We start from the raw sequence: 12,972 nt of genomic DNA, 5'->3' as shown, positions 1-12,972 counted from the left end.
TTAGAGACTCAGCTCGACCGCCGATTCGAGTTCGTCGACGCGCTTCATCTCCTCGAGGGAGTCGAGGGAGACATCAGCCAGCGTGAGTTGCTGAGACTTGCTAAGCGTCTTTACGTCCTCAACGGTCGAGTCGGAGAGGTTGTGCTTCTCTTGGAAATCCTCGAAGCTCTGGAGTGACTGGTGCTCCTCCCAGTTGCTGACTGCGTTTTCCCACTTGGACACAAATGCTGAACCTGTGCCGGTCGACTTCATCAGCTTCCGGTTTAGGAGCTTATGCATGTGGTTGAGCGTGCGCGAGAAGTCGCCATTCTGGCCCCCCAGAATCTTCTGGAGTTCCTCGGCAGCGTTGATCTTCTCGTTCCACTCCTCCTGCTCGGCCTCAAGTTCGCCTTCGATGGTCTCTCTGACGTTATCGACTTGCCGCTTCGCTGACTGAATCTGCTGAATTTGCTTTTGGACCTCGGAGGTCAACTGAACCTCGAGATCGCTCTGGTCCTCGTCCGAGTCGAGGTCAGCTTCGTCATCGCCTACTTCGCCACTCTGGACATTCTCCAACAGATCGTCCTGTGTCGTCTTGACTGCCTTCTCGGCGGCCTGTACGGCACTGCTGGTCATCGTTGGAACAGAACCCTCGAAGGCCTTCTCGAGTACGGTCTTGTAGTACCGTAGGTCTTCTAGACTTTCGACGAGATCGTCGAGTTCCCCGTTAACCTCGCTAATGTTGTGCCGCGCCACCGAGACGTGGAACTGGGTGTTCTCCGCCTGCTTGTGCTCCTTGGCCTTGTCTTCGAGCGCCCTGACGACCGTGGGTAGTGACTGAGTGCTGGACATTTTATAGGTTCTCCGTGATGTCGGTGACTTCCTGCCGCTTCTGTTCGTACTCGGTGAACTCACTGAGTTGCTTGACCCTGTGTTCGAGGTCGACACCGGTCGAATGCTCCTGGTCCTGAAGGTCGTCGATCAGGGAATCGAGGGCCTCGTAGATTTCCCAGGCTGCTTGTTCGTGTTGACTGCGAGCGAAGTCATGCAGGCGTGCGATGAGTGTCACACCGTCGACACCGTCCATATTTTGGAACCGCTCAACGTCCTCCTGGAAGGCCGTGAGTTTCACCTTCTCAGGCGACTCAGTGAGCGTTTCGTAGGCGTCTTCGTAACTCGACTTTATTGGGACATCCATTGCACCGGCGCACTTGTGCAGGGTCTCGAACCATCCAGCGAGATCATTCACTGTATGACTACTGTCGTACCAGCGCTCGACGGGCCCAAGAGCTTCCTGTATGTGTGACGCGTCTTCCTCAGCGGTGAGACGCTGGAGTTCCGCTGCGTAGTTTGATATTCTATCGAGCAGGCCGGTAACTTTCTCATCGTTACTTTTCTCGTAGGTTCCAAGTGAGGTACCTGCTTGCCTCCGTGTGGTTCCAACTTTGTAGGCGGCTGGTAGCTCAGCGCCATCAATCATCATCGCAGCGTCGACATAGTCTTCGAAGTTAGATGCGACCTCTCGGCGTGCCTCAGATAAACGGCTATAGTCTACGACCTTTTCCTTCAGGAGGAAGAATCCCTCAACCAGGTCAGAAACATCGGAGCTCTTGGTGGCTAATCCATTGAACGCTTGCCCGAATGCACTGTCTCTATCAAAGTGTTCTCCAATCGGATTCTCGTAGTCACAGTTGGCATCGTATTCTCTAAATAGTAGCTCTGTGGACAGATCCCCCTCCTCAACCCCGTCGGCGGCGTTAATTAGGAAGAATTGGGCCAACACCAGCGTCTTCTCAATGTCAAGTTCAGGAGGAAGTGCGTCTTCTATCTCCTCGCGCATCTCTCGTTTGAACTGAGCAACATTGGTGTCAGCCCATGCTCGCAACTGGTCGAAGTTGGTGTCAGTGGGTTCGAACGTACCGAAGAGTCCGTACTCGAGCATCGGGGTGTAGAGGTCAGCGTGCTCAGGCCCCCATTCGAGTTCGATGTCGATATTCGCCTGCCGCTGTTGATCCCCCTGAATCGATACCGGAATTTCGTCACCGCTGGTGTAGTAGATACCGCCTGTGTAACGGGTTGACGCGTTCGGGTTCCCGAGGCGAGTTGGCTCGTGCCAGCGCTCGAGGGCTTCGACAGCCCCGTCGTGAAGTGTATCAGAACTCGGATACTCCTCGCCGTTAGTTACCCAGTCTTGGAATTCCTGTACCTTCCGTCGCTTCTCCCGCTGTTCTTCGGTGAGTTCTGATCCGGAGTCTTGTTCTTCCTCTGTTTCGTCACTTTCCTTCGATTCCTCTGATTCATCACTTTCCTGCGCTTCGTCGCTATCTTCTTCTTCGCTGTCTTCCGTATCGTTGTCAGATTTCACCTCCCGTTCGTCCAGGTCCGGGTTAATTTTCTTCTCGAGGCCACTCCACTGCCCCTTCTCGAAGATGATATACTCGCCCGATTCCTCAACATTCTCGTTCGGGGGAGAAACGTCGAAGGCCTCGAATATGTCCTTTTGGACACCAACACCTCCCTTCTTAGAGACTCCATACCAGCGACTGATGTCCTGATGTACTGGCCGGTATTCGGAGTCGATGTCCAGCATTGGCCGATCGACAAACGAGTTCGACTTCATCGCCTCGTAGGGGGGCAACGTCGATTTCAGGCAGTGTTTCACGACCCGCAGGAGGAGCAACCGGGGCGTCTTGCGGTTACTCCCCTCGTCATTCAACTGGCGGTAGGCGACGTGGATGAACCGCTCGTTGAACGGGTACAATCCGTCGAACGCGTCCTCGAGATTGCCCGGTGCTGCGTCTGCGCTAGAGTGCCGCTTGATCGCGTTGAGGTATGAGCGAGTGAGCTCGACAGAAGCGTCATCGTCTAAGAAATAGGCTTCGCCGTTCTCGTCGGTCATTGTCAAATACCCCTCGGAGCGACCTTTCATGTACGTAGCCGCGTCCGAGCGAGTCATCGCGTCGTCGATGTTGTCCTGCTCCCACCCGATCGTCCAACCGAGGACGATGTCGTAGTGACTGCTACTGAGCTCAAAGATATGGTCGAGGAGTTGCTCCTTCAGGACGCTGAACGTCGTGAGGTCCTCACAGATGAGGACCGGCCGAATACCCTTCTCCTGATACAGTTCCGAGTATTCCTGAAGCTGTTCCTTGAAATCGCCCACGAGGTTGCGCGAGAGGTACTCGTGGGCTTCGTTCTTGAGGACTGAGTAGAGTAGATCCTTGTTTTCGGTGAGCTTGCCGCTGAAGCTCATCTGGAGCCGGAAATCCCGAAAGTCAGAACGGGTGAGGAGGTTGAAATCGGGGTTTTCGTCGCGGGATTCGAGAGCCTCTTGGTACTCTTGAATGTTCTTCGCGAAAATGCTGCGCAGGTCGCTCTTATCGCCGCGCTTTTCGGTGAGTTCCCGGACCTCCTCATCGCTGAAGTGGTCGGTCGACCAGATGCCACGCATGTACTCAACGATGGCGCTCGCGGCGTCGTCCGGGTCGAGGTCATCGATGTTCTGGACATCGGGATCAACCTCGAGCGGATCGGTGAGGACGTCGATGATTTGGTCCATCCGAGTCTGACTGCGGGACACGTGAAGTGCCACGTAGTCCTCGATGCCCTCGTCGTCCTCTCCATAGCCGTTGATCTGGTATTTCGTCCATTCGCAGAGCTGGCTCTTCCCTGAGCCGGGTTCGCCGCGGACGATGAAGATGCGGTTCGGGTCGGGGTCATCATCACTATCAGGCCCTCCGACAGTAGAGGCTGTGATAGAGTTGAGGACGTCCTCTTGGGTGACGAAGTCGCCAGAGATGCCTAACGGAGTTAGCGTATCCGCGTATATCCGGTCGATGTCGACGTGGGTCTCCCTGAACTGCTCTGGCGTCTTCTTCGCCGTATGGGCTTCCGAGGTGATGAAGTGATCGACCTCATCGTCGTCCCAGTGACGAGGCATCTCTCCGCCGGTCGATGGTTTCTGAACGTTCTGGCTCATTGTCGGGTAAGGTGCTGAGTGAGAGGGTACTGGTATGCCGTTTCGTCGGGACGTGAGTGGATTGAGATGCGTGTCGCGTCCCGTCGATTTCCACGAACGTCGTCATCGAGGTCTTCGGGTGGAATTTCCACGGCGTTCTGCGAGTCGCCAGGACTTGACAGGGAGATTACGCCGTCGTTCTCCATATTGCGTAGGACGTCCGCGATGGCCGGGTGTACGCGAGGGGTGCCTGCTCGCTCCTCGTATATGGCGAACAGGTTATCATTGATCCAGTCGAGCGCGCGGCGGAAATCGCCGTTCTCGACCTCGACGGTGTCGTAGTCTGGCTCTTCGTCGGCTTCAGTCGGGGCGAGTACGAGTGCGTCGTGGAGCAGAGCACGGCAGGGACTTAGGATGAGGTCGTGATCGGTTTCCGTTATCAGACCCAATTGATCACACAGCGTCACCCACATGTCGATTTTCTTTTTAGTCCAGCTAAAGTCGTAGTCTGTTTCACGCTTCAGGACGGTTTTCAAGTCGTCCCGGCCTACACTCACCGTTCGACTCTCTTCACTCAGTAGAGCGCGGTAGACGGCAGCAAAATGCGTCTGCCGTCCTTCTTGCTGGCTACAGTGATACAGTAGACGAGCCTCGAATGGAAGCTCCCTGAAACGCTCCTGGTTGATTCGTTCTACAGTGCTCCTGATGTCACCTGACGGGCTTTCGACTAGATCGACCGCATTCAGGAATCGAACCGTTTCCTCCACGTGGTCGGTTTGGAGTCCCTCCGCGGTCGGACGCCCAAACTTGTTTGTTAGTTCGTTGACGCTGGTGGCGCCCTGTATGGCGTTGTAGATGTGTTTTAGCTCAGGCGCCCGCACCGAGATGTACCCGGTGAGTAGCTGGTCTGGCTTTGAGTTAGCTGGTGTGTATGTCGTGCTCATGTGTTCTCCTGGTGGCGGTAGCGGTAGTCGTCGAGCCGGTTTTCCTCGAAGTCCACCCGCTCGAGCGCGTCGAGCATGCTGTTCGCGATCTCCTGTGTCGGCCCCCACTCGGTCCATGAACGAAGCGCCTCTCGAATGCGCTCAGAGTAGTCCTCAAGCACTTGTTCGACATCCTCCCGGATTAGGTAGTATAGCGGGTCCCATGCCGGGCTGTCCGCTGGAATTTCTGTGTAGTCGAAGAGCGCGGGAATGGTACTAGCTTTGAGACCGGCTTGCTTGTGATGAGCAGAAATCTGGTGGAAGTACAGGTTCTGCGTCGACGAGAGTGGTAAGTCCGAGTGAAGATTGTACTGAAGATAGCGCTTCAGCAACCCTTTATACTCAGTGACGGTGCACTCGAACTCGTCGATAAACGACTTTCCGGGCTTCTGCGTGTGACGGGGCATCCGGGGCGTGCTGGTGTCGGTAACAAGTACATACGGGACTCCTTCGGGTCGCTTCCGGAGGAGTCGCCGCACAACGTCCTGATCGTCGAAGGTTCTCTCCCTATCCCGTAACTCGCCAGTCAGCATCTCTTGGCTGACGTAGTGAATTAAGGGAAATTCGACGTTCCTCACCCCGTTCGCCCGTAGGTTCTCGTTCGCCATGAGGTCGTATTCGACGAGTCGCAGGCCGTTATCGTAGATGCCGGGATGGGCGACGTGCCGGAGACCGAACTGTGCGAGGAACGGCAGTGACCTGAGTTGTGCGCGGGCCTGTGAGCCAGTCTTCGAGAGTTGTGGATCTCGAACCACGAGAAACGAATCTCGTGTTCCGATGAAATCTGCGAGTGCTGGCGTCTCTGAGTCGGGTGGGTCTGTCATTCTCCTGGGGTGCTTGGGTTGTTAGCGGCGTCCGTGTGGGATGGTTGACGCCGTTCGTTTGCACTCATTCCCATAGCCGTATCTACGGGATACAGGCCTTCTCCGGCCTGCTCGTGATGGATGCTTCCGTGAGACAATCATGCTCCCGATACCATAAATGTGTCGGATAGATTATAATTACAGAGATGCCTCTCTTTGTGCCGGTGGTGGCCATCACCCGGCACAAAGTGTGCGAACGATCACCAGTTTATAGCCAGGCGTCAAGTAATTATCGTCGATGAAACAGTTCGCCATTGATTGCATTGATCTGGAACAGTTCAGAGGTCCGTCCAGGGAACTGCTGAGTTAGACGCCTCTGAACCGCATTTCTATCCTAATATCGCGATGTCTGTTGCGCTATTCCGGAACAGTGACGAGGGTTCGACCTAATGTCTCATGCATGAGAACGTATCTCGCGCCACTAGGGTTCGACAGTCGGCGTGTCGTTCGACCGGTATTGAGTGAAGGACTAGACCAGTCGGATCGGGTTGTACTCCTCCAACCCGCGGATAGTTCCGACCAAAGCGAGGATGCATTCGAAGAGGTGGCAGAAGTGTTGACGCAGGTCGTCCCGGACCTCGAGTTGGAATCAGAGCATCTTCCGTATACAGATTTTGTAGAAACGACGCTTCTCTGCGCAGACCTCATGCAGGCGGCGGAAGGAGAAACGATAGTCGTTCTCGGTGGCGGTGCGCGAGAGATCCTACTTCCGTTGACGGTTGCTACGTTCTCCAACGAGAATCACATCGACACCGTCCTCCAAGTCGGTGATATTGACAGTAGCGTGCGCCGAATTCCTCGTTTGAACCTTCGAGGGAATATTTCAAATGCTGAAGCAACGTTACTTGGGGATCTCACAGAATTAGACACTCCTTTATCTATCAGTGACATCGCCACCGAGCTCGGGAAGTCAAAAAGCACTATTGCGCGACACGTCGATAGTCTAGAATCTGAGGGGTTTGTTAAGACCACTAAACAGGGACGAACGAAGACTGTAGAGCCAACTGATAGCGGACGGATTTATCTGAGTAGTAGAGAATCAGATTGTCGGCTACACTAGGAATAAGACCATGTTCTCGATAATGGACCGACTGCCCTTGTTACGGGATTTCCCCACACTTCGCACCCGATTATATCGACAACTGTCCCGTACTCGCCGATCTCAACTCTCGCGACTCTGTCGTTGGTTCGTTCCATCGTCTAAATCTACGATGCCGTATCGGTCGATTTGTTCTTCCACATTTGAACCCAATCGGAACATTTGAAGTATATATTGACCACCCAGCGACAATTTGAGCTGGTTCTCCGATGTTTCAGTAACAGTTCCATCTGAGATGAGACCCTCCATTCGATCTCGTATACGCTCCGGATTAGCGGAGACGACTGCAATAACCTCGTCAATCTCCGGAGGTTCGTCGCTGCTATGTATTGCATCGAGTATTTCATAGTCTAGTGGTTCAATTTCTGTTGCTTCTACGGGTTCATCTCCCGCTGTGGACGCCCCATATGGAGAGCCAGTGAGATAGCTGACTCCTTTTCCTGTGATGCGATAATAGGACCCCTCCTCGCGAGCTTGTTCCACAAAGCCTGCTTCAGCCAATTTATCGATTCGCCTCTTGATCGTCGAATACGAGACGGACTTGTCGCTAAGTTCGAGGTTCAACTCAATCCCTCGCTTATTGAGAGCAACACCGCTCTTTCCCAGTAATTCGAGGATTAGATCATCGTTTTCATTCAGCCAGTTCGGCTGGATACGACGCATTTTCGCAATCGTACGCACGTTGCCTTTTTATTAGTGTCCCCTATCGATTCGCAGTTGTGGCTATTATGTACTCTACCTATATGACCAAATTGTGGATCACTTTTATATACTACTGGCCATAATCTGGAGATGGAAACGATGTATGAAGATGATCGATGTACCCTGAATAGAGGTGAAATAGGCTGTGGGGAGTGAAATCGGCTCTTCTGGGACCTGGCACAATACGGAAGAGCAGGTAGCCTGGCCAGATTGGTCTCCCAGTAACGAGTGCACGAACAGTCCCTACGGCGATCCAGACGATTGGTCCAAAGTACAGGCCATCGGAAATGGTTCGGACCAACGGCAAGCAACCGTAAATCGAGACGCGAACGGCGATCCTCTCGGTATCGCGATTACGCTGAGTGCTGCCGAGTTGCATCTGCTTGGAGTCAAGCTTGACGGCGTCCGTGCCCTCGATTACTGGGTAGAGAACGGCCAGCTTCGATTTGCCGAAGTGAGATCGTCACGTACCGGTCCAGAACCTCGGAAGGATGTCTGAGTCGCAGCCCGCTACCGCATATCCGACCGAAGAGCAGTACGATCGCTGGGCAGACCGTGCGGAAGAGTACGGGATGAGCATCAGCGAATTTATTCAAGCGATGGTGGAAGCCGGATTGAAGAAGTTCGATGCCTGCGTCGAACCTGACGAATCTCATCGTGAGCTGCGAGAGCAACGTAACGATATAAAAGACGAACTCGAACGCGCCCGAGACCGCATCGACACGCTAGAGGATCAACTCCATGGAACGGAGCGCGAGACGATCCGGACCTACGTCGAGAAAAACCCTGGAGCAACATACGAGGAAGTCACGCAGCATATCATCGACACTGCTCCAGATCGTATAAACGGGCATCTGGATGCGTTGCAGGGCGACTCGATAGAGACCGTTGGTGATCGGTACTATCCTGCAACGATGAAGCCACAGGAGGGGGTGGCGGATGCCGCGTGAACTCTCCGAAGATCCGGAAGACCGCCTCGGCGTCTACAAACGACTCGAGGAGGTGCCTTCGCGGTACCGCCTGAACCAGCACGCTGCGGCATACCGCGACAAAGACGTCTGGGAGACGTTCCTTGAGGACCATCTGTTCCCGCAGTATTCGAGCGATCGGTATCAGCAGGACACTCGCCGTGCGGGACAGCTCTGGAAGGAACACATGGCCGATCGTGGTCGCCACCACGCACTCGCGACCCCTGCTGACGTCGACCAGTGGTGTAAATCACTACTGGACCGACGGAACGTTAGGACGGTGTACAACCATTACTGGGTTCGTTTAGAGCGGTTCTACAGCTGGCTGCTCGCACGAACTGATCATCCACATGTGTACCAGCCGTTCCTGATGGCTGCGGTGGAGTACGATACCGCTGGCCGAATTTGGGACGCAAAAGTCAGTTCGAGGTAACACCCATGAGTAATGAAAACAGGAATAACGACGGTATCGACGTACAGCGCCAGGCCTTCGCTGACGCGTTCGACCTAGAGGCTGATCCGCTCGCGAAGTATGAAGAACAGTTTCAGACCCTCGATGTCGACCCTCTCGAGGTATACATGAAAGAGGTGATTGAGTCGCGAGGGCTCTCGAGCCAGCGGGAAAACGACTATCGAAGGATCTTCCGGCAGTTCAAAGAGCACATGGAAGAGCAGGGTCGGCACTACGCCTGCGCAAACACGAGCCACATCACGAGCTTCGCCGAAGCGCAGCGGACAGATCGAGACCATGATGTCGGGACTATCAAACCACAGCTGCGAGTGTTGAACGGTGCATATCAGTATTGGCAGCGTGAATCGGTGTTTCCTCACGGTGAAGATTTCAACCCGATTGAGGCTGCTCGCGAGAAGATTCCGTTCCGTGAGTGGAAGAAAGAGGAATCAGATAAGGATCACCCGAATGTCCCCCTCGAAGACCTACGAGAGGGGATTCGGGCGATCAAGCACATCAGAGACAGATGCTTTGTCTGCGCGCAGCTCAAGTTGGGGATGCGAGCAGGAGCGGTCTGCAACAGTAAGCTCAAAGACGTGAGCATCCAGCACCCCGGAATCGAGGAGAGCTATCCGGAGCTGGGGACGCATCCCCAGGTTCGTGACTACGAAAATGCAATCTACATCCCGCCCGCAGACGAGCGGGATAGGAACAAGTCCAAACGAGGGCGCGTCCTGCCGCTGGACGACGAAATGCGTCAACTCCTCGTCCAGTGGCTGCTCATTCGACCCGACAACGGTGAGCCGTGGCTGTTCCTCTCCGACCAGCGCCATGACAAGTTATGGCCTAAAAGGATCAACGAGGCGTGGAAGACCGGGTTCCATCCCAAGTACGCCGAAACCGAGCACCACGAAGCAGTGACGAGTCACTTCGGACGACACTGGTTCTCCAGCTTCTGGCGTATCGACCAGGATCTCAACCGGGAACTAGTCAAGTACATGCGCGGAGACGCGATCGGCGACGCAGCAGTCGACTACGGTGAAGCGATCGATGTGTATCTCCACACGTACTATGAGGACATCGAGAACATCTACCGTGAGAACATTTTCAAGCTAGGTATTGGACCATATTGACTAAATTCCATCCCCATTCCTGACCCTGTGAATAATTAATTCCTACTATTATCCGGAATAAATCCCTATATGTGATGGCCAGCGCAATTTCTGCATGAATGCTTTTTAGCCCAGTAGCAATCAATATGAACCATCATGTCGTCCACGCTGGATCTGAGCGAGTATATCGTCAGGTTTGATAAAGAGTCCACAAAATCTGGCGAGCTTCCCGTGAGAAATGTAATTGATGATAGAACAGAAGCGAACATCACCATAGACCAGCGGCCTCTACAGAATTTCTTCGACCGTGTTTTCCGAATCCCTGACTATCAACGTGATTACCAGTGGACAAATAAAGAGTGGGAAGAGCTCTGGGGCCGAATCCAATCTTATATAGATTACAACCAATCAGATCCGTCGACGCAGACTACCGATGTCTTCTTCGGGTCTATGTTCCTTTCTGAACGGGATGCATCAGTGGTTTCCCGATATGAGATTGATGGTGACGTGTATGATATAATTGATGGGCAGCAGCGGATTACCACGGTATCGATACTTCTCAAGATATTATCTGATGTCTTAGTAGACGAATTGAGTGGTTGCAGTGGTGAGTTCATTTCTCAATACTCACAACATGTAGGTCTACTCAACAATCATATCTTTATTGGCGGTGAAACTGAGTCTGGACCATCGCTAATACGGCAAGACAGCGGTGTAGGTATGGACCGGATCTCAGATGACACTTTTTATGAGGCAATCATGAAGGGGAAAGACGCTCAGATTGACCACTTACTAACTCGTGAGCAGAAGCACAATAACACCCGAAAAGGAGTGATTCCGATGGGCAAGTATATGTCAGTCTTTGACATAGATATGGATGATTATCTTGAAGAACTACTGGATGATGACAACTTCGAGGGTGTTAATCGCCCTAATCTCATTTCAAGTAAAATGAGTGTAATCCGGAACGCCGATTCTGTTGACGATATTGATGATGATTTCCGCGATTACATACGTAAGAACAAAATCTCGTTCACAGTCTCCGAAGAACATCTTCTTGAGGCGTATGAATTCTTTGAGAAAAAGGTCGAAGAGACAATGTCTGCTTGCGAGGACGTTGACGACAGCATAGAAGACAAAGAGACGGTGATAAGCGAGAGAAAGTATCGTTTAGCAACTAATATTAAAAACTATGTATTGAACTCTTTCCGAGTAGGATATTTCAAAGTAAATGACCGTCAACCACAGTTATTGATGAGGATTTTTGAAGTTCTGAATGAACATGGTGTAGAATTAAAGATCACGGACTTGATTCGAACACGGCTCGTGATGCATTTCCGGGAAGAGAGCGACTCAGAGTATGAAAAATATAAATCAAAATGGGAATCTGTTGTCTCAGAGTTTAACCAAGATCCGGAACGGGTTGTCTCATTTTTAGAGACTTACTTTGTCGCCACAGAAAATGGGGTAACATCTCGTGGGCAGGTTAGTAATCACCTGCTTGAAGCATTCACCGAACCAAGCGGTGATGAAGAAATACTCGATTCTCGTGTAGGGACGGTTAGTGATGCAAAAGAACTGGTCGATGATCTTGAAAAGTATGCAGAATACTACCACCATATAGAGGACCCGCTCAACTACGGTTTCGAACTGGATTCAGATGCGGTTGAGCGGAGGAGCAACAAGGTTCTACTACGAATGAAAGACGCAGGAACAGACATTTGGGAACCACTAGTTCTTGCTGCATATTCCGATGTGAAAGAGGGCAAAGGCGACGAAGAATGGTTGATTCCTTTGCTCAATACTATTGAGTCCCTCGTTATCCGGTTCTCTGTTGCTGGATCTGTGAACTCTAAAGATAACACTTACGAGAAGGCTATCGAAGCCTACGATGCTCACGGAATTGGGGGAGAGGTTGAAAAGCAACTTGTAGAAACCGCGTTTAAATCCGAAGAAGGAATTTTTGGAAATGATGTAATTATAGAACTGATGAGGAATGATTGGTCGAATAAAAAGGCGAGAGCCGTATTGCGAAAGATCGCATCTCAGAAGCTTAACGACCAAGATGATGAACAAATGGTCTATTCTAGATTAGGAATAAGCAACGAGCAAATCCAAGTTGAACATATCTTCCCGAACTCACCGTTAAATGGTGATGACAATCGGTATGGATGGGTGCGTTCTTTCTTTTCAATCCCAGATGGCGACATTCCAGACGATGATGATTTGAAGGGGGTCAAAACCGTCGTCAAAACCCTGATAGAGGAAGATGATGGGGAGGAGGTGGCCAACATCTGTAATGAGTTCTCCGAGCTGATTGGTAACCGTGTATTGCTACTTGGAGAAACTAATGCAACTATTGCAGATTCTCGATATGGAAGAAAGCTTGCTGGATACAGTGTTACTGACGGGTTTGAAAAATTAGCTACCAGTCAGCATATCGTAGAAAACGATCTCCAAGGTGGTGACGCTAGGGAGTTACAGGAGTATGGGCGGCTGATGAAGTACAAACAGGGTAATCCAAACTGGGATGAAATTGATGTTGGCCCAGATGATGTTGATGATGCCGAAGACAAAGAAGCGTGGACGAATGAAAGGTTAGAAGAGTTAGAATCTACAGTGGCTGATTTTGACGATGAATGGACAATTGATCGGGTCGCAAGCAATAGCGAAGTAATACTGGAGCTACTAACAGATTTAATCGGCTTCGAAGAATGTACTTCGGACAGTGTTTCGTTTGACGATTCCGTATATGATGCTAGTGAATTCGAAGATGTCGACATTGGGAATATAGTCAACGATGAAATTCAGGGACGGAATGAGCTGTTAAAATACACATATAGTAGACATCTCTAAA

At 51.9% G+C, this 12,972-nt stretch carries 10 protein-coding genes; 5 read left to right on the top strand and 5 right to left on the bottom strand.

All coding sequences use genetic code 11. The annotated features are described in order from the left end of the window. Genes ACOZ4I_RS14335 through ACOZ4I_RS14320 form a run of 4 tightly spaced genes read right to left on the bottom strand, consistent with a single transcriptional unit; the run spans position 1 to position 5,744 of the window. Positions 1-831 (bottom strand): hypothetical protein, encoded by an 831-nt coding sequence (locus ACOZ4I_RS14335; protein WP_424000688.1) that lies wholly within the window; start codon positions 829-831, stop codon positions 1-3. Between the two features lies 1 nt (position 832). After that, positions 833-3,958: a hypothetical protein gene (locus tag ACOZ4I_RS14330; RefSeq protein WP_424000686.1), complete on the bottom strand. Its 3,126-nt coding sequence runs from the start codon at positions 3,956-3,958 to the stop codon at positions 833-835. Next, on the bottom strand, positions 3,955-4,881 hold the full coding sequence (locus ACOZ4I_RS14325; RefSeq protein ID WP_424000684.1) for a hypothetical protein: 927 nt from the start codon (positions 4,879-4,881) through the stop codon (positions 3,955-3,957). The genes ACOZ4I_RS14330 and ACOZ4I_RS14325 overlap by 4 nt, the downstream gene beginning before the upstream one ends. Continuing rightward, entirely contained in the window at positions 4,878-5,744 is an 867-nt protein-coding gene (locus tag ACOZ4I_RS14320; protein ID WP_424000682.1) for a hypothetical protein, read from the bottom strand. Before ACOZ4I_RS14320 ends, ACOZ4I_RS14325 begins: the two co-directional genes overlap by 4 nt. A 439-nt stretch (positions 5,745-6,183) precedes the next feature. On the opposite strand from ACOZ4I_RS14320, the gene csa3 reads away from it, so the two are divergent. Continuing rightward, positions 6,184-6,843: a CRISPR-associated CARF protein Csa3 gene (gene csa3 / locus ACOZ4I_RS14315; RefSeq protein ID WP_424000680.1), complete on the top strand. Its 660-nt coding sequence runs from the start codon at positions 6,184-6,186 to the stop codon at positions 6,841-6,843. A 102-nt stretch (positions 6,844-6,945) separates the two neighbouring features. Here the strand turns inward: csa3 and ACOZ4I_RS14310 are convergent, their stop codons facing one another. Beyond that, the gene (locus ACOZ4I_RS14310) at positions 6,946-7,545 is read right to left on the bottom strand and encodes a hypothetical protein (protein WP_424000678.1); all 600 of its coding nucleotides are present in this window, start codon (positions 7,543-7,545) and stop codon (positions 6,946-6,948) included. Positions 7,546-8,075: 530 nt separating this feature from the next. On the opposite strand from ACOZ4I_RS14310, the gene ACOZ4I_RS14305 reads away from it, so the two are divergent. The 4 genes from ACOZ4I_RS14305 (at position 8,076) to ACOZ4I_RS14290 (ending at position 12,971) form a co-directional block, all read left to right on the top strand. Continuing rightward, positions 8,076-8,534, top strand: coding sequence for a hypothetical protein (locus ACOZ4I_RS14305; protein ID WP_424000676.1), 459 nt, complete (start codon positions 8,076-8,078; stop codon positions 8,532-8,534). Continuing rightward, on the top strand, positions 8,524-8,985 hold the full coding sequence (locus ACOZ4I_RS14300; RefSeq protein ID WP_424000674.1) for a hypothetical protein: 462 nt from the start codon (positions 8,524-8,526) through the stop codon (positions 8,983-8,985). Before ACOZ4I_RS14305 ends, ACOZ4I_RS14300 begins: the two co-directional genes overlap by 11 nt. A gap of 5 nt (positions 8,986-8,990) precedes the next feature. After that, positions 8,991-10,136 carry a tyrosine-type recombinase/integrase gene (locus tag ACOZ4I_RS14295; protein WP_424000672.1) on the top strand — a complete coding sequence of 382 codons (1,146 nt, stop codon included), beginning with the start codon at positions 8,991-8,993 and terminating at the stop codon, positions 10,134-10,136. A gap of 135 nt (positions 10,137-10,271) precedes the next feature. After that, positions 10,272-12,971, top strand: a complete 2,700-nt coding sequence (locus ACOZ4I_RS14290) for a DUF262 domain-containing protein (RefSeq protein ID WP_424000670.1) — start codon at positions 10,272-10,274, stop codon at positions 12,969-12,971. The last annotated feature ends 1 nt before the right edge of the window (position 12,972 follow it).

Source organism: Haloarcula salina, from assembly GCF_049603855.1.
In the GTDB taxonomy this organism is placed as follows: Archaea; Halobacteriota; Halobacteria; order Halobacteriales; family Haloarculaceae; genus Haloarcula; species Haloarcula salina_A.
This window is presented reverse-complemented; position numbering and strand designations above follow the sequence as displayed.